This window comes from Paraburkholderia xenovorans (genome assembly GCF_046030735.1).
Taxonomy (GTDB): Bacteria; Pseudomonadota; Gammaproteobacteria; order Burkholderiales; family Burkholderiaceae; genus Paraburkholderia; species Paraburkholderia xenovorans_A.
The window spans coordinates 201,427-223,758 of sequence record NZ_JAQQBV010000001.1 but is presented as its reverse complement, the minus strand read 5'-3'; the positions used below and the strand labels follow the sequence as shown (position 1 = coordinate 223,758).

Sequence of the window (22,332 nt, the reverse complement as noted above, 5' to 3'; positions counted from 1 at the left end):
GCCTACTCCAGCCCCACGCAAAACCACCACCCAATCAATACGGCTCACCCACCCGCACGATCTTCAGCGTATTGGTGCCACCAGCCTGCCCCATCGGCTCGCCGACCGTCAGCACCACCATATCGCCGCGCGACGCATAACCCTTGCTCACCACGGTCTCCAACGCCTGCTGCAATGCCGTATCGCGGTCGGTGTTGGTATCGAGATGCAGCGACGTCACGTTGCGGTACAACGCCATCGCCCGTTCGCTGCCGACCCGCGGCGTCAGCGCGAAAATCGGCACGTGGGTCCAGTGGCGCGACATCCACAACGCGGTCGAGCCGGATTCCGTCAACGCGACGATCGCCTTCGCGCCGAGATGGAACGCCGTGAACAGCGCGCCCATCGCGATCGACTGGTCGATCCGCGTGAACGTGCGGTCGAGGAAATCCTTGTCCAGTTCCGACTGCTCGGACTTCTCGGCTTCGATACAGATCGCCGCCATGGTTTCGATCGTCTGCACCGGATACTTGCCCGCCGCCGATTCCGCCGACAGCATCACCGCGTCCGTGCCGTCGAGCACCGCGTTCGCGACGTCCGACACTTCAGCGCGGGTCGGCACCGGCGCGTAGATCATCGACTCCATCATCTGGGTCGCGGTGATCACGAACTTGTTCGATTCGCGCGCCATCCGGATCATGCGCTTTTGCAGCGCCGGCACCGCGGCGTTGCCCACTTCCACAGCCAGGTCGCCGCGCGCGACCATGATGCCGTCCGACGCGTCGAGAATGCCTTGCAGCGCCGGAATCGCTTCCGCGCGCTCGATCTTCGCGATCATCTTCGGCTTGATGCCGAACGGCGCGCCGGCGATGTTCGCCAGTTGGCGAGCCATTTCCATGTCGGTGGCGTTCTTCGGGAACGACACGGCGACGAAATCCACGCCGAGCGACATCGCGGTGCGGATGTCTTCCATGTCTTTCGCGGTCAGCGCCGGCGCCGACAGGCCGCCGCCCTGGCGGTTGATGCCCTTGTTGTTCGACAGCTCGCCGCCGATCTTCACGATCGTGTGGATCTCGTTGCCGATCACGCGGGCCACGTTCAGCACGATCAGACCGTCGTTGAGCAGCAGCACGTCGCCGGCTTTCAGGTCGCGCGGTAGATCCTTGTAGTCGAGGCCGGCGCGTTGTTCGTTACCGAGTTCGCAGTCGGCATCGAGAATGAACGGCTCGCCAGCGACCAGCGTGATCTTGCCGTTTTCGAACTTGCCGACGCGGATCTTCGGGCCTTGCAGATCGGCCATGATGGCGACTTCACGGCCAGCCTGACGGGCCGCCTCGCGCACGAATTCGGCGCGCTGGCGGTGGTCGTCGGCGGTGCCGTGCGAGAAATTGAGCCGCACCACGTCGAGACCTGCCTGAATCATTTGCAGCAGGATTTCCGGCGTACTGGAAGCCGGGCCGATGGTTGCGACAATCTTGGTGGCGCGATGCATGAGTCTCCTCGTCTGGATAGGATCGCTGGGATAAGCGCTGCGAGTCGGATGCGGAGGCTGCGCACCGAAAGATGCTGCCAGGGGTTGCGCGCCGGTTGAAACCAGCGTCGCTTTATGGGGTGAAGCGGTGTTCGATACCAGCACCGGAGAGGCCGATGGAGGGGCGAGCGTAATTTCGCCGTCCGGGAGTTCTGCTGACGCCAGCACGGCTTGCGCGGCGTTCGTGCCGGGCAAGTTCGCTGCCGCACCGGCAGTGGTCGACTCCACGGGCTCGATTGACTCGATGGACTCGCCGGGCGACCCGGGTTCCTGCCGATGAGCGATGACTTCGGCTTCGGCCGCGCCTGGAGCGGCGGCGGAGCGCGCCGCGCGCTCCCCACTCGTTGCAGCCGCGGTGTTGCGCGGCGACTTCGCGCCGCGCGCTTTTGCAGACTTTGCCGTTGGGGAGCGCGTTGCCACGTTAAGCCCGCGATTCCAGAACTTCGACCGCCGGCAGCTTCTTGCCTTCGAGGAACTCGAGGAAGGCGCCGCCGCCCGTCGAGATATAGCTGATCTTGTCGTGGATCCCGTATTTGGCGATGGCCGCGAGCGTGTCGCCGCCACCGGCAATCGAGAATGCCGACGACTTCGCGATCGCGTCCGCCAGCGTTTTCGTGCCGTTGCCGAACTGGTCGAATTCGAACACGCCGACCGGGCCGTTCCACACGATCGTGCCGGCTTTTTCGAGTTGCGCGGCCAGTACCTTCGCGGTTTCCGGTCCGATGTCGAGGATCAGGTCGTCGTCTTGAACGTCGGCGACGGCCTTGATTTCGGCCTTGGCGGTCGGCGAAAACTCTTTCGCGGTGACCACGTCGACCGGAATCGGCACCGACGCGCCGCGGGCTTTCGCCGCTTCGATGATGGCGCGCGCTTCCTCCACCAGATCCGCTTCGGCGAGCGACTTGCCGATCTTGAGGCCCGCGGCCAGCATGAACGTATTGGCGATCCCGCCGCCTACGATCAGCTGATCGACCTTGTCGGCCAGCGATTTCAGAATGGTCAGCTTGGTGGACACCTTCGAACCGGCGACGATCGCCGTCAGCGGACGCTTCGGCGCGCCCAGCGCCTTGCCGAGCGCTTCGAGTTCGGCGGCCAGCAGCGGACCGGCACAGGCGACCGGCGCGTACTTCGCGATGCCGTGGGTGGTGGCTTCCGCGCGGTGCGCGGTGCCGAACGCGTCGTTCACGTAGATGTCGCAGAGCTTCGCCATTTTCTGCGCGAGCTCGTCGGAATCCTTCTTTTCGCCCTGGTTGACGCGGCAGTTTTCCAGCAGCACGACCTGGCCCGGCGCCACGTTCACGCCGTTTTCGACCCAGTTCGCGACCAGCGGCACATCGCGGCCGAGCTGTTCGGCCAGACGCTTCGCGACCGGCGCGAGCGAATCTTCCGGCTTGAACGCGCCTTCGGTCGGGCGGCCCAGGTGCGAGGTGACCATCACGGCGGCGCCTGCGTCGAGCGCGGCCTTGATGGCCGGCACGGAGGCGCGGATACGGGTGTCTTCGGTGATGTTGCCTTGGTCGTCCTGCGGCACGTTCAGATCGGCGCGGATGAACACGCGCTTGCCGGACAGTTTGCCTTCGGCGATCAGATCGGAGAGACGCAATACCTTGTTCATGGGCGTTTGTGTGCGAGTTGATGGGAAGGCGGTGGCGGACGACGCGCCGCCAGCCAGCGCAACGGACTCCAGCGCTTCGACATGGCAGCGGCTCCACTGAATCGGGGGCCGGCGGCGTGGGCCGCGGCGCTCGCGCGGTGCTGCTGCGCGCTTATCCCGGAAACGAGCATTTTAACTGATCCCCACTCCCTTCTGACCCGCCGGCGGGCGAATGTCCCGTATTTGATGGTTGCCTGATGGAGGCGCGGCGGATAGCGCCACGCTTGCCGCAATGCAACATTTGCCACTCGGCCAATCACATGAAGAGCCGCAGCAGCGTGAACACCACCATCCCGACGACAATCGTGCCGAGCATGGTGCGGCGCCACAAAAACCACACGAGACCCGCCAGCGTCGCGTAGAACTCGTGGTTCGACGGCGCGAACGACAACCCGTCCGGAGTCGACAGCACGTCGGGCAGCACGACCGCCGCCAGCGCCGCGGCGGGCGCGTAGCGCAACATGCGCTGGACCCGCGCCGGCAACACCGTGCGCTCGCCGCCGATTAGAAACATCGCGCGTGTCACGGCGGTGACGAAGGTCATGCCGACAATCGCGATCCAGATTTGCGTGGAAGTCATCGGGAATCTCCGGCGTTACTACGGATGCGGCGCAGATCGGCGCGCTCGACCATCAGATCGGCCGCGCTGCCGGCGAGGATCGCGGCGATCACCGCGAGCGGCAGGCCGAGCCGGTATGGCAGATCGAACGCGAGCAGCGCAACGACGCCGGCAATGCCGACCGCCACCAGCGTGGAGCGCGTGGCGATCGCCGACACCATGATCGGCAGGAGCGCGAGCGTGCCCGCGAGCGCGAGGCCCCAGTTATCGGGAATCAGGCTCGCGAGCAGAATGCCGGCAATCGACGACGCCTGCCACGACACCCAGCTGCAACTCGCCATCCCCCAGAAGTACGCCTCCTTGCCCGGCACGTGACCGGTCGCAAAGCTTTTCTTCTGGAACAGCAGATAGATCACGTCGCCGTTGAAGTAGCCGAGCAGGATGCGCCGCCACATCGGCAGATAGGAAAAATGCGGCGCGAGGCCGACGCTGAAGATCACGAAACGCGTATTGACCATGGCCGCGGTGAGCAGCACGGTCCAGATCGGCAATTTGGCCGCGAGCAGCGGCAACACGGCCAGTTGCGACGAACCGGCGTAGCACAGCAGCGACATCGAGAGCGACTGCGGCAGCGTGAGCACCGACTTGCTCATCGCGATGCCGGTGACGAGCCCCCACGAGAGAATCGCCATCAGCGTGGGCGAATAGTCGCGTGCCCCCTGTCGGAAGGCGCGGCGATCGATGTCTGACAGGCGAGAGAGCATGAGGCGAAACGCATCGGCGCGAGGCGCGCCGCAACGATGGGAAGTCGGCGCCAGGTCGTCAAGCACCCGCTGGCGCATCCGGATTTGAATTATGCGTGCGCCGAATTATAGCGCCCGGCGTGCGGCCAAATGCCCGTTTCATGTGCAAAAGACGCTAAAATAACGGCCTTCACCCTACACCTCAAAAAGAAACTGCCGGGCCGCCCTGGTTTTCTTTCCCCTCGGGGGCCTGACGCAAGCGCGCGGGTTTGGGGCACCCACAAAATTCCTGCTGGAGAACCGTATGTCAATGGCCGACCGCGACGGCAAGATCTGGATGGATGGCAAGCTCATCGACTGGCGCGACGCCAAGATCCACGTGCTCACCCATACCCTGCACTACGGCATGGGCGTTTTCGAGGGCGTCCGCGCGTACAAGACGGCCGACGGCGGCACCGCGATTTTCCGTCTGCAGGAGCACACCAAGCGCCTGTTGAACTCGGCCAAGATTTTCCAGATGGACGTGCCGTTCGACCACGAAACGCTGGCCGCCGCTCAATGCGAAGTCGTGCGCGAAAACAGGCTCGAGTCCTGCTATCTGCGCCCGATCATCTGGGTCGGCTCGGAAAAGCTCGGCGTGTCGGCCAAGGGCAACACCATTCACGTGGCGATCGCCGCGTGGCCGTGGGGCGCTTACCTCGGTGAAGACGGCATCGCCAAGGGCATCCGCGTGAAGACCTCGTCGTTCACGCGCCATCATGTGAACGTGTCGATGGTTCGCGCGAAGGCGTCCGGCTGGTACGTGAACTCGATCCTCGCGAACCAGGAAGCGATCGCCGACGGTTACGACGAAGCGCTGCTGCTCGACGTGGACGGCTACGTGTCGGAAGGCTCGGGCGAGAACTTCTTCCTCGTGAACAACGGCAAGCTGTACACGCCGGATCTGTCGTCGTGCCTCGACGGCATCACGCGCGACACGGTCATCACGCTCGCGCGCGACGCCGGCATTCAGGTGATCGAAAAGCGCATCACGCGCGACGAGGTCTACACCTGCGACGAAGCGTTCTTCACCGGCACCGCCGCCGAAGTCACGCCGATCCGCGAACTCGACAACCGCACGATCGGCTCCGGCGCACGCGGCCCGATCACCGAGAAGCTGCAATCGGGCTTCTTCGATATCGTGAACGGCAAGAGCGACAAGTACGCGCACTGGCTCACCAAAATCTGACGCACGTCGCGCAACGCACGCACCCTGCATACAACGAGAAAGTCCACATGAGCGAAATCAAGGAAATGCCGCTGGTCGAACTGTCGGCGAAAGACCTGCCGGCGTACTGTCCGAACCCGGCCATGGCGCGCTGGAGCGCGCATCCGCGTGTGTTTATCGATGTCACGCACGGCGAAGCGCGTTGCCCGTATTGCGGCACGCGGTACAAGCTGCGCGACGGCGAAGTGGTCAGAGGTCATTGATTGGACCTGAACACTGAGCGCTGATCGCGTGCAACGCGGCTTGCCGGATTTGCCGACCGTTCTGCTGCCCGCTGTCTGGGCCGGTGCTTCGTTGCACCGGCCGGTTTCGCGCATGCGGCGGCCCATGGCGAGCGGGCGAGCGCATTGCATGCTGGCCGTCGGCGCAGACGCGCTTCCGGTTTTACCGGACTCGCGTCTCCCGGCTCGCGGCTCCTTCCCTTTTACCTATCCGAATGCCGCGCATACGACATGCGCGGCGTTTCGTTTCGACACCGGACACTCACTCTGATGCGTCGCGCGTTGGTTATCGCACCGAACTGGATCGGTGACGCATTGATGGCGCAGCCGCTGTTTGCGCGCCTCGTGAAATTGCATCCGCGCATCGTGATCGACGCGGTCGCGCCCTCGTGGGTCGCGCCCGTGCTCGAACGCATGCCCGAGATTCGCGACGTCTACGCGACCGACCTCGCGCACGGCAAGCTGCAGATGCTGCGCCGCTGGCAACTGTCGAGCGATTTGCGCGATGTGGGCTACGACGCTGCCTATGTGCTGCCGAACTCGCTCAAATCGGCGCTAATTCCGTGGATGGCGGGTATTCCGCTGCGCATCGGCTACACCGGCGAGAGCCGCTACGGCCTGTTGAACGTGCGTCACGCGAATCCGCGCAAGGACGAGCGCCCGCCGATGGTCGGCCACTACGCCGCCCTCGCGTACGCGCCCGGCGCCAGGATTCCCGACGACCTGCCGATGCCGCGGCTCGACGCCGACCTGAACGAAGCGTCGCGCGTGTCGGCGCGCTTCAATCTGGATACGCGCGTGCCGCTGCTGGTGTTTTGTCCGGGTGCCGAGTACGGTCCGGCGAAGCGCTGGCCGCCGGAGCATTTCGCGGCGCTCGCGCAGATGGTCGGGCAGTCGTTTCCGTATACGCAGATCGTCGCGTTAGGTTCGCCGAAGGATGCGCCGCTCGCGCAGGCAATCGCCGAGAAAGCGCCGAATGTGCGCAATCTGTGCGGCCAGACCGCGCTCGGCGAGGCTTGTACGCTGATTTCGCGGGCTAATGCGGTGGTCACCAACGACTCCGGGCTGATGCATGTGGCCGCTGCGTTGCGCCGGCCGCTGGTGGCCGTGTATGGGTCGACCGATCCGCGCCACACGCCGCCGTTGTCGGAATTGGCGAAGGTGCAGTGGCTTCATCTGGAATGCAGCCCGTGTTTTGAGCGGGAGTGTCCGCTTGGGCATTTGAACTGTCTCAAGCAGTTGAGCGCCGAACAGGTGTTTGGCGATTTGCGGGGGATGTTGCTGGCGCAGCGGTGAATGTGGGGGTGCTGACGCAGCATAGGGTCAGCGCTTTCCGGTTCAATCTCTACAGAGCGCTCCAGGTCCGCGAACGAACTGCAAACTTGACCGACTTGGCAGACGGCGCACGCTCGGTGCGCCGGGTCGAATCTCCACGGCCGGAATGCCGACAGCAGCGAAACCGTTCGCCCACGGGTCTCTGAAACACTCCCGGCATTACATTTACGGATTACGTGGCCACGAATCCGCAACATAGTTGCAATCCGCAATAAAGACACCGATTATTTCGACTGTTTCGGATTTAAATAGAATTACAATTTTCAAATCGACTTTCCGAACAATCCAGATAAAATAATTCTTGCGCCCGCGCTCTTCCACCAGTATTTTACGATTAGATATTCCCAATAACCCGAACGAAGATCATTACAGGTGCCGGCCTTTCTGTGATTCGCGCAATCATCGGCTTTACATTCAATATCTGGAGTACTTAAAGTGTCCGATCCAACCAGCTACCCCGGTGTATACGTTAAAGAAATAACCTCAACCTCTCCCGTTGTTTACTCAAATGAAACTACCGTTCCGATAATTGGACTGGAGGGATGGCCAGCCGGTGCAGCGCAAAAGCTGAATAGTTATGCCGATTTTTTATCCCACAACGATACGAATGGAGATGACGATATTGACATGCATTCTTATTTCGAATGTGGTGGCGGACCCTGCTACGTTGTGTCCTATAAAGATTTTTTAACCGAGGTGCCCAAGCACGATGACGTGACACTCCTGGTTAACGCCAGAAAACACGACATGAACAGCGATGTCGCCGCACTCTGTCAGCCTGGTAGAGGTTTGTTTGCTCTTCTTGACAGACCCGCGACTGAAATCACCAACAGCACGGCAGCGAGCGACTACCCCGAAACGCCTTTTGCTGCCACTTATTATCCGTGGCTCAAAGCGCCCTGGAACGCAGGAAACATTCCAGCAGCCATCGTAATGGCAGGTATGTATTGCGTGTCCGATCGCACACGCGGCATATGGAAGGCACCTGCCAATATTGCTTTACCAGCCGGCTACACTCCGCAATACATCGTCACTGATGATCTTCAGGGCAAATACAACACGGGCAAGGCGATCAACATGATCCGCCAAATCGACGATCGCGGGCTCCTCGTCTGGGGCGCACGAACGCTGGAAGACAGCGACGAATGGCGCTATATCTCAGTACGACGCCTGTTCAACAGCGCAGAAAGAGACATAAAAACCTCGTTGCGGTCGATGGTTTTCGAGCCAAATAACCAACCCACCTGGGAAAAGGTACGCTCCGCGATCAACAACTACCTGTACGGCTTATGGCGACAAGGCGCATTGGTCGGCACAACCGAACAGCAAGCCTATTTCGTCAAGATCGGCAAAGACATCACGATGTCCGCCGACGACATCGCGCAAGGTCAGATGATCGTTCAAGTCGGAATGGCCGCTACGCGCCCTGCGGAGTTCATTATTTTGCAATTCACCCAAGACGTAGTGCCTGCATGATTCCGTGCTCACCGTCGGCAGATTCGACCGCGGCCAACGCCCGTTGGCCCGCTGAATGAATCCGGCACGCCTGCCTCCCTCGCCATAACCTGCTCCCAACGCGACCCTCGCGCGCACCCTCACTTAATCCGCAGCAACCGTCATTCGCCACCCAGACCCCAAGCGCCAACCTCCACAGGTACAATGGCCTGATTCTGCACGGGTCCCTGCAAATCGATTGCAGACACGCAACACCGCACGCCCCTCAACGCGTTGCGTCATGTTCACGCCTCGCGGCGCGGGCATTCTCGCGTTCTGGAAGCGATTGTCCGGTGCTCCGGACTGTCCCGCTGACCGCTGCCCCGCAACCGCGCGCCGCGCACAAGAGACTGACGAGCCATGCCACGTTTTGCCCATATCTTCGAAGCCGCCGCTGACACGCTGAACGCCTATTACCAGGCAGTCGCCGAGGTAAATATCGACAGCTTGATGGGCCTGTGGATCGATGAAGAGTTCGTCAGTTGCATTTGTGCGGACGGCTCGCACCTGCACGGGCTCGAGAGCATCCGCACGGGCTTGCAGATCCAGCTGGAAACCGCGCCGGTTTCGATCGAGCCGCTCGATATCCGCGTGTACGACAGCCTCGGCACGGTCGTCTACGCGATTGCCGAAGTGCATCGGCCGGTCGATCCGAAAGCCGCACCCAACATGGTGTTCACGACTTACGTGATGGTCCACGAACGCGGCGAATGGCGCATCGCGCATATTCACGCGAGCCCGATGCCGAACGAGACCGCCAGCCAGTTCGCCACGAAAATGCGCCATGGCCAAGGGTCGCTGCACTAAAGCGCGGGCGTCGTTTGCCGTGCTTCACCTGTTTTATTCTTTTGCTTTAGCGCACGCATGAGCACGCCTCGCAGGAACTCCCCCGCTTCGCAGGAAGCCCTGGCGGGCAGCCGGGCGACGCCCCCCGACCCGTCCGCTTCGTCCGGCGCGGTGCGCGCGGCGGCAGCGGCCGTCGAGGCGAGCGTCGACCTGCTTTATCGCGCGCCGCTATGGTTGCCGAACCGGCATGTGCAGACCATCGTCCCGTCGCTGTTCGCGCGCCGCCCGGCGGTCAGTTTCCGGCGCGAGCGTTGGGATACGCCGGACGGCGACTTCATCGATCTCGACTGGGTCGTGCACGACGGCTCATCGGCCGCGCCATCGGCATTGCCTGCCGCCGCGCCCCAACTTCCCGCGCCCGATGCGCCGCTGTTCGTGTTGTTCCATGGCCTCGAAGGCAGTTCGACTTCGCACTATGCGTTGGCCTTGATGGCCGCCGCGCGCAACGCCGGCTGGCACGGTGTGGTGCCGCACTTCCGCAGTTGCAGCGGCTCGCTGAATCTGATGCCGCGCTTCTATCACCTCGCCGACAGCGACGAGGTCGATTGGGTGCTGCGGCGTTTGCGCGCCACGCATCGCGGCCCGATCGTCGTAGCGGGTGTGTCGCTCGGCGGCAATGTGCTGCTGCGCTGGCTCGGCGAGCGGCGCGAGGACGCGGCTTCGGTGATCGCGGCGGCTGCGGCCATTTCCACGCCGATCGACGTGCACGCGGGCGGCCGCGCGTTGTCGCAAGGCTTCGGCATGATCTATACGCGCAGCTTCCTGAAAACGCTCAAGCAGAAAGCCGCGCAGAAACTCGTGCAGTTCCCCGGCCTGTTCGATCGCGACGCAATGATCGCAAGCCGCACGATGTACGAATTCGACAACGTGGTGACTGCGCCGCTGCACGGTTTCCGCAATACCGACGACTACTGGAGCACCGCGACCACGCGGCCTTTGCTGCCCGGAATCGCCGTGCCCACGTTGGTGCTGAACGCGCGCAACGACCCGTTCCTGCCCGCGGAAGTTTTACCGTCCCGGCACGAAGTGTCGGCTACTGTGGAACTCGATCAACCCAAACACGGCGGCCACGCCGGCTTTATGACCGGCCCGTTTCCGGGCCGCATCGACTGGCTCTCGCGGCGCGTGTTCGGCTATCTGGAGCGGCACATCGATCATGGATGACATCGTCAGGCAGGCACTGGCCAAATGGCCGAACGTCCCGAGTTGCACAGGCTGGCTGCTGCTCGACCGGCGCGGCAACTGGCGCATGCGGGACGAGGCCGCGCAGGCGAGCGGCGCGCTCGGCGAGCCGATCCGGCATGAAGCGTTGCTCGGCTTCATCAACCGGAATTACGACGCCGATGAGCGCGGACAGTGGTTCTTCCAGAACGGGCCGCAGCGGGTGTATGTCGAGCTGGCTTATACGCCGTGGGTGGTCAGGTTGTCCGCAGCCGCCGACGGCTTGCTCTCGTTGAGCGATCAGGCGGGCAGTGCTTTCGAGCCTTCGGCCGTGTTCATCGACGACGAAGGCGGCATTCTGTTCACCGAAGGTCGCAGCGATGAAGCCAAGCCGCTGCGAGTCGCGGTTTTGCACGATCACGATCTGGGTGTGTTCTCCGAACACGCGGAAATCGCCGACGACGGCGCGGCGAGCGGAGGATTCACGTGGCGCGGTCAGGTACTGCCGATCCAGAGCATCCGGCAGGCGGAAGTGGGCGAGCGCTTCGGGTTCGTCGCCAGCCCGGCTGACCGGGCAAGCGGCAAGACCGCGAGCTAAGCGATCGCCCTCAGGCAACCTAACTTTTCTCGTCGAGCCGCTCTTCCTGATAGCGGTTTTCCATTTCATGAAGCCGCGCGTCGACCGTCGCGAGATCGTAGTACCCGATCGTCTTCATATCGCGCGCTTCCTTCAACTGCCGGATCGCGGACGGCCACGCGCCGTCGAGCGCGAATTTCTCGGCCAACGCGCGATGCCGCGTCAACGCATCGCCGCTGCCCGCACTGGCCTGCGCGAGATAGAGCCACCAGTCCGGCTGATCAGGATGCGCGCGGGTCTCCTGCAAGGCCAGCGCTTGCGCGTCCGTGAAGCGGCGCAACGTGAGCAGCGTCCGGATATGCATATCGATAGCAGCGTTCGACTGCGGCCAGCGTTGCTGCGCCAGCGCGGCCAGACGCACCGCTTCGTCGTCGCGGCCGGCGCGCCGCGCGATGTCGGCGGCCAGCACGTCGAGGCTCGGCGAACTGCGCGTCGCGTCGCCCTCGCTGCGCTCGCCGGCCACAAAAGCGCCGCGCGCGCTCATCAACGACGACGACGCTTCGTCATAGCGCTCGAGCAGCAACTGTCCATACGCGATGCCATACCAGTTGGCGGCGACGTTGACCGCCGTGCGATCTTCGATTTCAGAGCGCATGCGCGAAATCTCATCCGCGTATTCGCCGCGCGAACGGTCTTGCAGCAAACGCGCCCTCGCCCGCACGAAACCGTATTCGGACGACTGACGCGGCTGCCGGTAGGGCGCGCGGCGCGCGCGGTCTTCCATGTCGGCGATGCGCTCGCCCGTCAGCGGGTGGGTGCGCGCGTAGGCCGGGATGCCCGTGTCGCTCATCGCCGCGCGATCGAGACGGCCGAAGAAACTCGACATCGCGTACGGGTCGTAGCCGGCGCCGGCCAGCAGCAGGAAGCCGACGCGGTCCGCTTCGTGTTCGGCGGAGCGGGAGAAGCGCAACTGGTTGTCGACCGCGTACGCCTGACCGCCGATCGCAATCGCGCTGCCGAGATCGCCGCTATGCGCGAGGACGCCCGCCAGCACGCCGAACAGGAGGCCGGCAAGCGCGGCATAGCCGCTGCGTTCGCCGGTCGAGATCATCCGCGAAATATGCCTTTGCAATACGTGGCCCATCTCGTGGCCAAGCACCGACGCCAATTCGGATTCCGTCTGCGTCGTGACGATCAAACCGGTGTTCACGCCGATGAAGCCGCCCGGCAACGAAAACGCGTTGATCTGCGGATCGCGCACGGCGAACAGGTCGAAGTCCGGACGATAGCCGCCGAGGTATTGCGCGCTCGCCGCCGCGGCCAGTTTGGCGGAGATCGAGTTCAGGTAGTCGCGCACCAGCCAGTCGTCGAGATAGTCGGGGTCGCGGCGCAGTTCGCGCATCACACGCTCGCCCAGTTTGCGTTCGGCTTGCGGCGTGAGCGAACTGGAGCCGCCGTTGCCGAGATCGGGCAATTGCTGCGTGACGATCGGCGTGCGCCAGTTGCCGCTCACGCCCGTGTTGCCGGAGAAGCGGCTCTGCGCGCCGCCGTACACGCCGAATACGCCGCGCGCGATGTCGGGCGGCACGATCGGGTCGGCGAAGGATTCGATCGGACCGCTTTCGAGCGGCGGTTCCGCGGACGGCATGTTGAGCGCGAGACTCGTGGGCGGGCTCCTGGGCGTTTGCGCGAACGCGCCCGGCGGCGCGATCAGCGCGGCGGATAACAACGCGGCAAGAATCCGTTTTGAACGCATCGCGAGGTTGGCGAGGTCGATAGTACCAGGTCGAAAAGCGAGGCCCGCCGCTCGGACTAAGATAGCGGGCATAGGGCAATTGTAATCATCCCGGCCCGCTCTGCCACGCTGCTATGATGGCGCCCTCTGAAGGAGCCCGACCATGCCTGAACTCACTCATTTCGATGCCGCCGGACAGGCGCATATGGTGGATGTCGGCGGCAAACAGGAGACGAAGCGTATTGCGCTCGCGCGCGGTTCGATTCGCATGCTGCCGGACACCTTCGCGCTGATTCGCGACGGCAACGCCAAAAAGGGCGACGTGATCGGCATCGCCCGTATCGCCGCGATCCAGGGCGCGAAGCGCACCGCCGATCTGATTCCGCTATGTCATCCGCTCGCGCTGACGCGCGTCAAAGTGGACTTCGAACTCGATGAAACACTGCCTGGCGTGCATTGCACGGTGCAGGTGGAGACGCTTGGGCGAACGGGTGTGGAGATGGAAGCGCTCACCGCCGTGCAGGTGGGTTTGCTGACGGTGTACGACATGTGCAAGGCAGTGGATCGGGGGATGACCATCACCGACGTGAAAGTGCTGGAGAAGCATGGTGGGAAGTCGGGGGATTGGGTGGCGGGTTAAAGCCGGTCGATGCAGTCACGCAAAGAATCCCTCACATCTCGCATCGGCGAGCACGACAGGTTCCTGCCGCCCATGGCATGCGGCGTTGATCATGGAATCCCGTCGTGCGTGTCCCCAGGTCCGATCCCAAGGCGTCGTCAAACCATCTCGTCACCCGTCGGCTCGTTGTCCTGACGACGATGCCTCGATTTCGCGAGGTTCATGGCCAGTTCCGTTCCGCTCGACACGGCCTGGCTCACGAGTTTCGCTCCCGCGCCTGGCGCTCGCACGATCCCGTCGAATGCCATTGCGGTCGCATTGGCCGTCGGTTGAAGCGCGTAGGTTCCGGCCGCCGATGCCGCCGCCATCGCGGCGCCTCCGACCGGGGCGAGGATCGGGCCGACTGTTTCGGCTGTTCTCTGCGCCGTCCACGCGATGCCCTGGCCCACCGGCTTGAGCGCATGTTCGTATGCAGCGCCCGACCATGCCTGCACGCCCTGCCCCAGGGTGCTGGCGTATTGCGCACCGAGCTCGCCGCCCTTTTCCACCAGCCCCATTGCCGTGCCGAGTGCAACGGTGACGGCAGAGCCGATCTGCGCATTGCGCTCACCATACGGCCGGGCTCCCCGGTCGAGGTCGGCGAGCGTCGTCGAGCCCGATCTGGAAATCTGGGCCAGCATGCCGCTCTGCTTGGCGGCGTCGGTGGTAATGCGCGCGTTCGCCTCGCTCGCGTCGGCGCCCACCCACTTCTCGGCCGCCATCGTCGACAACATGCTGATGACTTCGGTCGGTGTCGAGTACATCAACGTGATCAACTGTTCGACCGAACTCGAAATCAGGCCGTTGTGTTCGAGCAGCGAGAGCGTCAGCCCGAGCGTCGCGGCAATCTCGCCACCCGTGGCCATCGACCGGATCGACGATCCGGTGCCACGCGCCGCGCGCAACGTGTTGAGCGCCTCGTCACTGACATGCTTGCGCACGTCGGCTACATCAGGACGCGGAATGGCCCCGGCGTCGATCATCGACATCTTGGCGTCGACCAGCGCCTTGTGGTCTTCCATCACCTCCAGTGGCACCATCGCGCCGGAGGTCCACGTTGCCAGCAGGTTGGTGAACTGCTTCGCCACCAGCAGGCCGATAGCAAGACTGGTGTTGCCGCTATCTCTCGCCGCCTTGGCCAGTTCGCGCACGAAGTTGTTCGGAATCGAACCGACCGCCGCGATCGAACCCGAGAACGCCGCGCCCTTCAGGTCGCCCAATGCCGCAGCGATGTCGTCCGGCATGAAGTTGCCGCCCTTCATCACCTCCATCAGCCGCTTGATCACCATCGAGTCGAAGGTTTCCGCGAACAGCGGCGTCAGCGAATCGATCAGCGGGCCGTATTTGGCCGCGTTCTCGGCGCCCATCGCATTCTTGACGCTGCGCCACACCCCGTAGTCAAAGGTCGCGCCGATCGCACCGGTACCGATCAGGCTGGCACCGAGACCATAGGCGAGCCCCTTGTTGAAGTCCTTGTTGGTGGCGAGCGAGAGCAGCGACATCGCGCCGAAATCGCTGCGGAATTTTGCTATCCGTGCATTGTTGGCCGGATCGTTGGACTGACGCTCCAATATGGATTGCAGGCGAGCGCCAATTCCGGTGTCCGGAGTGACGTGAACGCGCATGCCGATGCCACGCAGGAATTCGAGTGGGTGCTGATTCGTACCCGGGATGCGGGCCTCGGGTGTAAATGCGCTCTCACCCTTGCCAATTGCATCGCGCAGCAGATCGGTGGCAACCAGCAGATTGCCGCCGGCAAATTTCCTGAATTCACCCATCTTGCCCGTCAGGTTCTCGTCCCACCCGATGTGGATCTGCGTGCCCGGCGGTACGGTCAGTTCTCTCATGGCCGTTGAATCCAGCTCGGCCATCAGATCGAGCAGGCCCTGTACACCGTGATCCTGCTCGCAGCGCAAGCGTCCATCGTCGCCCACGCTCAGCGTACCGCCGCAAGGGGGAGGCAACTTCAGCTTGATGTCGTCGTCGCCCGACTCCGTGCTGACTTTGCTGACTTGTGAGGCGGCCGTAGAGTTCGTGCGCGAGAGGTTGGTCATCTCCATCGACTGTCCGCTGCCGAGCACGTGGGCGGCATCGGGAGATACTGACCGATGATCTGTCGGCAGCGCGCCTGTTCTCCTGCGCGACGAAGCTGTCTTGCTTTCGCCTGAGCGTGCATCCGGGCTCTCGCCCGAGCGACGCGACTTTAGCGTGGAAAATTGCATCGACGCTGCTTCCGAGCGGCCGCGTGAAGAACGGCCCACATCAGCGGTGGGCGCGGTTTCGAGCGGGCCGCCGTCGGGTTGAGTTGCGTGCGTGACAGGAGGCGGAGAGATGGAGCGGATCGAGGATGGCATGGCGAGTCTGGATTGAGCGAGGAAAAAAATATCGGGTGAACACTACGTGTCCCGGTGTTCGCTTCGCATCGGGATCACGAAACGGGAAGTCGATTTGCGAACTCGCCGGCGAATGGACGCTCGCGATATTGCTGCGATCGCAGTCGTTATCTGCTTCGTCATGCGAACCATGATTTCGCGCCAGAACCGGCTCGCTCTTCCGGCGTCGACTATGTTGACTGAGTCATGACGCCCGGCACGCTCGGGCCAAGATTGCGCTAGTACCCAGGAACTCCTGAAGTTCGATAGGCAGGTCGCAAATGTTCACTCGACCCACTATCGGAGATCCGTTGCCTTCCATCCTCTCAGTCCGAACCCCGACATCCGTCGATATAGGCGACGCCGGCAATAGCAACGCAGTTGCTGGCCCGTCGCCGGAAACGCCGTCTTCGCGCCCCGCGACCGACATCCGTCTGCGCGAGCTGAGCGGCTCCTCATGCAGCCCATCGCGCGACCCGTCCCGCGGCTCATCGCGCGGCTCATCAAGTTCGCGCGCCAGGTCGCCGCGCCCACCCGATGGCGATCTCGAAGCGAATCGCCGCCCGCTCTTCGATACGCTGCCGAAGGATTGGGCGGGCCTGCGCTCACAGGTCACGGCCGCGCGCTCCCGGCCGATCGATACAGCCGAGGTCGCGGCGATCGTCAACGAGGTACGCGGGACCGGGGCGCGGGCGATCCGCGAGGACAAACTGGCGCTCTCCGCAGAAGCGCTGCTCGCCCGGGTCGACGAACAGTATCTGGACCGCTGGCGCAAGGCGCTCGGGATGGAACCGGAAGATCTGAGCGCGCAGCAGCGTGCTCAGCGGAGCGCAAACCACTTGCTGCTGGTCGCGCGTCTTGCGCCGAGTGCGCTGCAATACGGCGTCGTACCGGCAGTCGGCATCGCGACCGGCGATCCGATGAAGACTTTTTATGCAAGCGCGGTGCTGTCGATCGCGAATCTCGTCATCAACGCGATGATGCAGCCGGTCACGGCCGGCACCTCGGAGTTCATCCAGGCGCGCGGCGGTCCGTCGATCAAGCTCGATGAAAAATCGGTCAACTTCAAGCACCGGATGCCGATCGAGGCCGCGAACACGCGCGAAGCTGCACGGCAACTCGACGCGGCCAACCACGCGTTGCGCCAGTGCCTCGACGAAGCGTTCGGACCGGACGTGCCGGCTGACGCACCCGACATCCACACAAGGCTGTCCGCTCTCGCGCCCGAACAGCGGGCTCGGCTCATCAGCGCATACCGACATGTCGCGGACACCGGCAAGCAGGCCAGCAACAACGCAGCCACGCTGATGATGGTCATGACGGGCCTGCTGCGCCAGAGCGCGGGTTACAGGAGCCAGGCGCTGTTGAGAATCTCGCGCCCGCCACTGGCGGCCGTCGCGTCGCTGCTCGGCCCGCACCGGACCAATCTGCTGTCGTCACGCGAAGTGCTGTTCGTGTCGATCGGCATCGTGCTCGCCAGCCTGGTCGTCCAGTTTCTGTTGCTTGCGCCGCGCGACCAGAAGCGCAAGGTAGACGCGAAGCATCGGCTGAATGCGTTGTTCGCCGATGTGGTCAAACCCGAGAGCCGCGCCAAAATCGACGCGGGCCTGACTCTGGCGCCCGAGGACATGGACGAGAACAAGCTGCGCAAGCTCGTGGTCTCGCCGGCCGAAGCCATGCTCGAACGCGCGTTCAAGGCGACCGAGCTGGCGCTCGACCGTTATCCGCCGGAACGCCGGCGGGTCATCGATCAGGCGCTGAAGGACTGGAAAGCCGATCGGCTCGACTGGCTGGCCCGCTCCGGAGACGGCGCGGCGCACCCCGAGATCAGCGGACGCGCCGTCGATGTCGCGCGTCATGCTTCGGGCGGTGGGCTCTGGCGTGCGGCAATCGGCGCCAAATGGACGCGCCGCGAAATGACCGACGAGATGATGCGCAGCTTCTGCAAGTCGTTCCAGTTGGGTGTTCTGGGCTCGGCCGGCGCACAGCTCATTCCACGCCTCGTCAATGGCCTCGCCGGCGGGGCATCGAAGGTGCCGCTGCCCGGCTACCTCGGGTTGCTCGGCGTGTCGCTGCTATCGAGCGCTGCGAGCGCGTTCAGCGAGGACATGATCGTCACACTGGTCAACACGCGCAAGAAGGAGGATCCCGAACAACAGCCGGCGATCTGGCGCGACCTCGGCACCGGTATGGCCGCGCTGATCGTGAAATACCTGAATCAGCGGCAGGCAAGCTCGGCGTTGCGTGATGCGGATGCGGCGCTGACGAACGGTGCGTTCGTCGCCGCGCTCGATTTTGTGGCGCATGAGCCGGGAGAGGCGGCATCGGCAGCGGGGGCGCAGCGCCCTTCCGATGCTGGGGCGGCTAGCGACGCAACGACGGAAGCGCCCACGTGTGCAACCCGTTCCGTTACGGAAAAGCAGCGCGCACACGGCGACGGCTTTCCGGACGATGCCACTCTGCACGACATGGCTGCGTCGCTTGGCACCTTCGCTCCCGATCGCGCGTTTTTTGCTGGCCTGCATGCTGCGGTGACTGCGATCGACTGAAGCCAACCTGAGAAAGTCGACGCCAACATTCCGTAGCACTCAGGAATGGCCGCAGACATGAATCGAATCGGCCGGGCGTCTACACGTCGGTTCGGGGTGGATCCGAACGATAGCTCTCGACCTCAATCCTCGTCGCTATCGTCATCCTGATCGCTACCGCTCGCTGCCGCGCCGTAGCGTTTCACCAATTCCGCCTTGAAGCCCGCGAGCGTCTTCTGCTCGTCGAGCAGTTCGTACAGATAGCCGAGCTGCAACGGCCAGTCGTTCAATTCCAGTGCGAAAAGCTTCAGGCGCTCAACCGTGTCGAACGCGCCGGCCGTGTCGCCGCCCAACGCCTGTAGCACCGCATAGCGGCGCAGCACGGTTTCGCCCGGCAGCAGCGCCATCGCCTGCTTGTGCATCGCGAGCTTGTTCGGCAAATCCGTCTGATTCATCGGCAACAGCGTCGCGAGACCGTACTCGCCCCACGCGCTGAACAGATGCGACGGGTCCGCACGATACTGCTCGGCCGGCCGCGAGCCGTAATACAGCACCTCGGCGCGCGCGTAGTCGCGGTACACCGGATACAACGCGGCGATCCCGCCGAACACCACCACGACGAACACACCGAACGAGAGCCGGCCCGGCACGAGCCGCAACGGCCGCGTTTCGAGCAGGCCGAACACGAACATCGCCGGCAGCAGGAAGAACATGTATTGCTGCGGATACTCGACCAACGCGTGCATCACCAGCACGCCGATCAGCGCGATACCGAACACGCTCGCAGCGCTTTGCGGTGCGCGTAAGACTCGCACCAGCCACGCAACCAGCCCGAACAACACGATCGCGAGGCCGATCAGGCCGGTCTTTGCAAGCAGGTCGATGAAAATGTTGTGCGAATTGTTGGCGATTTCGACCGAGCCGAGCGCCTTTGCATAGTCGAACTGGTAGTGCGGAAACTCGCCCCAGCCGACGCCCAGCAGCGGATGGGCCTTGAACATCGTCCAGCCGTACTTCCACAGCGCGAGACGCGGCGCGATCTGGCCGGCGTCCTTGAAACGCTCGGCCGCGGATTGCCCGAGTTCCAGGTGATAGCGCACGTTCGCCCAGCGGATCAACGCATTGACCACGAAGAACAGCACCGCCAGCGCGATCGGAATCAGCCATTCGCGATGACTGCGACGCAGCAGCGGCTGGCTGCGAATCTGCGCAAACGCCATCCAGAAACCTGCCACCACGATCACGCCCATCTGCAACCAGGGCCCGCGCGACACGGTCAACGCGAGTCCGACCGCGAAGAGGGTCGACACGAGCAACCAGATCGCTACGGCGATCTTGCGCGTTTGCACGAGGAACATCGCCCCCGCCGTCGCGAACGCAATATAGGTGGCGAGGTGATTCGCCTGCGCCATATTGCCGAACGGCCGGCGCTCGGTGGTCACGTTATAGGCCACCACCCACGGCGACACGCGCACCTCCAGGTGAAACAGCTGGATCACCTGACAGAACACCGCAAACAGCCCGCCGACGATCAACGCGCCCGCCGCCCAACGCAACGCGGTTTCGTTGAGCCTCGCGCGCGCGAATCCATAACCGGCGTGCGTCGCCATGAGCGCCGCCAGCAGGTAGCCGCCGCCGAGCCAGTTCATCGTCGGCTGCGTGACCGGCAATAGCACCGACTGCGCAACCAGCAAGAGCCCGAACAACAACGGCACGAGCGCCACTACCGGTGACGCGAACGCAATGCGCGGCGTCGAACTCAGGATCATGAACACGACGCCCGCACCGGTCAGCAGATAAAGCGCCAGCGCCGTGAACTCGGCGTAAAAAGTCGGAATCGGATAGGTGTGGTTGACGACTGCGTACGGCAGCATCAACGCGAGAGCCAACAGAATCAGTGAAAAGTAGCGCGCAAATGGGGTGGGCATCGAGGAACCGGTGGGCGTCAGCAACCGGCGCACTATACAAAAAAATCCTCCTGCTGTGCGCCGGCTGGGCTGAAATATCCCAAAAATCAGCGTTTTACGCGCGGACGGCACTACTCATGCCCACCGGGCTGCCGGCCCTCACGCACGACATTCCGGCGGCGCCAGATTCGACGGCAAGGTCGGGGCATCGGCGGGAGTCGGTCCCGCGCCCGGCGCCGGTAACGACGACGCCGTTTTGCTGCCGGCGAAGCATTCCCACGTGAGTGCGCCCGGCTGCGAGGAGCCCCTGGCCAACGCGATCCGCGCGGTCGGCGCGTCCATGTTGTCCGGCACCGACGGCACCAGCGTCAACGTGTTCGAGCCGGCCGGCGCCACGCGCGTGGAGAAGGTGACGGTGATCTGGCCGGTATCGTCGTCGACGTGAATCGAATCGACATTGCGGGTGGCCGGCGGCGATGCATAACCCCCGCCGAACGCGTTTCCGCTCGCGGCGTTTTCCGCAACCGCAAGCCGCGCGGATGAAGCCAGCGACAAGCCCTCCCCCACACGGCTACGGGCCAGATAGTCCTGATACGCGGGAATCGCATAAGCGGCGATCACGCCGACGATCGCCAGCACGATCATCAGCTCGATCAGGGTGAAACCGCGGCCAAGCCTGCGGCTGACCAGCGCGAATCGCGCGGCCCAGTGCGTCCGGCCGGCTGCGAGTCGCGTGAAGGTCGTGCACGACGTGGATTGACGGTGAAGCGAATACGGCAAAGTAACGATCATAGGCAGGCTCCTGAAACGAAAAACGCCTGCCCCGTGTTTCGGGGACAGGCGTTCCTATCGTAGCCAGCAGTACCGGAATCAGGCAGTCAGCCGGATGGCTAACTCTACAGCGGCAAGCAGCCTTCGTTCATGCGCCGTTCACGCTCACTCAATTCGAAGCCGCCTCACGGCGCGCATTGCGGCGCTTGAGCGCATAGCCCAGCAACACGACGAACAGTGCGCCGGCGACGCTCATCCCGTATTCGGCCAGCGGCGAATCGAGAATCGGCCAACGGTCACCGGCCGGGTCGTTGATGATCAGACCGCCCGCGATCCACCCGAGCAGCGCGGCGCCGAGCGTAATGACGATCGGAAAACGGTCGAGCAGCTTGAGCACGATCTGGCTGCCCCACACGATCAACGGAATGCTCACCAGCAAGCCGAAAATCACCAGCGCGAGCCGGTGTTCGGGATCGGCCGCTTCGGCCGCGCCGGCAATCGCGATCACGTTGTCGAGACTCATCACGGCATCGGCGACGATGATCGTCTTGATCGCCGAAATCAGTTTGTCCGCCGGTTTGACGTTTTCGTGCACGTCGTGCGCGGGCGCCATCAGCCGCACGCCGATCCACAACAGCAGCAGACCGCCCGCGAATTTGAGCAGCGGCACATCCAGCAACGCCACCGCGAAAGCAATCAGCGCGATACGCAACACGATCGCGCCCGCGGTGCCCCACAGCACGCCTTTCGTGCGCTGCGAAGCCGGCAGGTTGCGGCACGCCAGCGCGATCACGACCGCGTTGTCGCCACCCAGCAGGATGTCGATCACGATGATCTGAATGACAGCGCCCCAGTGGAGCGTGGCGAAAAATTCGAGCATGGCTGGAAATATAAGAAGGGATCCGACGCGCAGCCAATAAAAAAGCGGGGGAGTTTTCGACTCCCCCGCTTTTGGGACTGCCCGCTCACGAAAGGGTCTCGTAAGCGTATCAAA

At 63.6% G+C, this 22,332-nt stretch carries 18 protein-coding genes; 9 read left to right on the top strand and 9 right to left on the bottom strand.

Annotated elements, in window-relative coordinates; translation table 11 throughout:
* Positions 1-34 precede the first annotated feature (34 nt).
* The 4 genes from pyk to PQQ51_RS01025 form a co-directional block, all read right to left on the bottom strand.
* Positions 35-1,471, bottom strand: a complete 1,437-nt coding sequence (pyk, locus tag PQQ51_RS01040; RefSeq protein WP_408494027.1) for a pyruvate kinase — start codon at positions 1,469-1,471, stop codon at positions 35-37.
* Between the two features lie 460 nt (positions 1,472-1,931).
* Positions 1,932-3,125, bottom strand: coding sequence for a phosphoglycerate kinase (locus tag PQQ51_RS01035; RefSeq protein WP_408494025.1), 1,194 nt, complete (start codon positions 3,123-3,125; stop codon positions 1,932-1,934).
* A 295-nt stretch (positions 3,126-3,420) separates the two neighbouring features.
* On the bottom strand, positions 3,421-3,744 hold the full coding sequence (locus PQQ51_RS01030; RefSeq protein ID WP_408494024.1) for a branched-chain amino acid transport AzlD family protein: 324 nt from the start codon (positions 3,742-3,744) through the stop codon (positions 3,421-3,423).
* Positions 3,741-4,487 carry an AzlC family ABC transporter permease gene (locus PQQ51_RS01025; RefSeq protein ID WP_408494023.1) on the bottom strand — a complete coding sequence of 249 codons (747 nt, stop codon included), beginning with the start codon at positions 4,485-4,487 and terminating at the stop codon, positions 3,741-3,743. Before PQQ51_RS01025 ends, PQQ51_RS01030 begins: the two co-directional genes overlap by 4 nt.
* A gap of 283 nt (positions 4,488-4,770) precedes the next feature.
* Here PQQ51_RS01025 and PQQ51_RS01020 point away from each other — a divergent pair, with 283 nt between their 5' ends.
* The 7 genes from PQQ51_RS01020 (at position 4,771) to PQQ51_RS00990 (ending at position 11,388) form a co-directional block, all read left to right on the top strand.
* Complete coding sequence (locus PQQ51_RS01020) at positions 4,771-5,694, top strand: branched-chain amino acid transaminase (RefSeq protein ID WP_408494022.1); 924 nt, start codon at positions 4,771-4,773, stop codon at positions 5,692-5,694.
* Between the two features lie 47 nt (positions 5,695-5,741).
* Positions 5,742-5,936 carry a zinc-finger domain-containing protein gene (locus PQQ51_RS01015; protein WP_408494021.1) on the top strand — a complete coding sequence of 65 codons (195 nt, stop codon included), beginning with the start codon at positions 5,742-5,744 and terminating at the stop codon, positions 5,934-5,936.
* A gap of 288 nt (positions 5,937-6,224) precedes the next feature.
* Complete coding sequence (waaF, locus tag PQQ51_RS01010; protein WP_408494020.1) at positions 6,225-7,250, top strand: lipopolysaccharide heptosyltransferase II; 1,026 nt, start codon at positions 6,225-6,227, stop codon at positions 7,248-7,250.
* A gap of 474 nt (positions 7,251-7,724) precedes the next feature.
* Positions 7,725-8,765 (top strand): phage tail sheath family protein, encoded by a 1,041-nt coding sequence (locus PQQ51_RS01005; protein WP_408494019.1) that lies wholly within the window; start codon positions 7,725-7,727, stop codon positions 8,763-8,765.
* Between the two features lie 378 nt (positions 8,766-9,143).
* On the top strand, positions 9,144-9,590 hold the full coding sequence (locus tag PQQ51_RS01000; protein ID WP_408494017.1) for a nuclear transport factor 2 family protein: 447 nt from the start codon (positions 9,144-9,146) through the stop codon (positions 9,588-9,590).
* 57 nt (positions 9,591-9,647) lie between these two features.
* Positions 9,648-10,793 (top strand): YheT family hydrolase, encoded by a 1,146-nt coding sequence (locus tag PQQ51_RS00995; protein ID WP_408494016.1) that lies wholly within the window; start codon positions 9,648-9,650, stop codon positions 10,791-10,793.
* A complete protein-coding gene (locus PQQ51_RS00990; RefSeq protein WP_408494014.1) occupies positions 10,786-11,388 on the top strand; it encodes a DUF2946 family protein in 603 nt (200 codons plus the stop codon). The genes PQQ51_RS00995 and PQQ51_RS00990 overlap by 8 nt, the downstream gene beginning before the upstream one ends.
* Positions 11,389-11,407: 19 nt before the next feature.
* On the opposite strand, the gene PQQ51_RS00985 is transcribed toward PQQ51_RS00990, so the two are convergent.
* A complete protein-coding gene (locus tag PQQ51_RS00985) occupies positions 11,408-13,123 on the bottom strand; it encodes a M48 family metalloprotease (protein ID WP_408494013.1) in 1,716 nt (571 codons plus the stop codon).
* Positions 13,124-13,265: 142 nt separating this feature from the next.
* Between PQQ51_RS00985 and moaC the strand changes: the two genes are divergently transcribed.
* Positions 13,266-13,742, top strand: a complete 477-nt coding sequence (gene moaC / locus PQQ51_RS00980; RefSeq protein WP_408494011.1) for a cyclic pyranopterin monophosphate synthase MoaC — start codon at positions 13,266-13,268, stop codon at positions 13,740-13,742.
* A gap of 137 nt (positions 13,743-13,879) precedes the next feature.
* Here moaC and PQQ51_RS00975 read toward each other — a convergent pair whose 3' ends face one another.
* Entirely contained in the window at positions 13,880-16,114 is a 2,235-nt protein-coding gene (locus PQQ51_RS00975) for a hypothetical protein (protein WP_408494009.1), read from the bottom strand.
* A 329-nt stretch (positions 16,115-16,443) separates the two neighbouring features.
* On the opposite strand from PQQ51_RS00975, the gene PQQ51_RS00970 reads away from it, so the two are divergent.
* Entirely contained in the window at positions 16,444-18,681 is a 2,238-nt protein-coding gene (locus PQQ51_RS00970) for a hypothetical protein (protein ID WP_408494007.1), read from the top strand.
* 122 nt (positions 18,682-18,803) lie between these two features.
* Here the strand turns inward: PQQ51_RS00970 and PQQ51_RS00965 are convergent, their stop codons facing one another.
* The 3 genes from PQQ51_RS00965 to PQQ51_RS00955 all read right to left on the bottom strand — a co-directional run bounded on the left by PQQ51_RS00965 (position 18,804) and on the right by PQQ51_RS00955 (position 22,218).
* Positions 18,804-20,588, bottom strand: coding sequence for a PglL family O-oligosaccharyltransferase (locus tag PQQ51_RS00965; RefSeq protein WP_408494006.1), 1,785 nt, complete (start codon positions 20,586-20,588; stop codon positions 18,804-18,806).
* A 138-nt stretch (positions 20,589-20,726) separates the two neighbouring features.
* On the bottom strand, positions 20,727-21,359 hold the full coding sequence (locus PQQ51_RS00960) for a pilin (protein WP_408494005.1): 633 nt from the start codon (positions 21,357-21,359) through the stop codon (positions 20,727-20,729).
* Positions 21,360-21,507: 148 nt separating this feature from the next.
* Entirely contained in the window at positions 21,508-22,218 is a 711-nt protein-coding gene (locus PQQ51_RS00955; RefSeq protein ID WP_408494004.1) for a TerC family protein, read from the bottom strand.
* Positions 22,219-22,332: the final 114 nt, after the last annotated feature.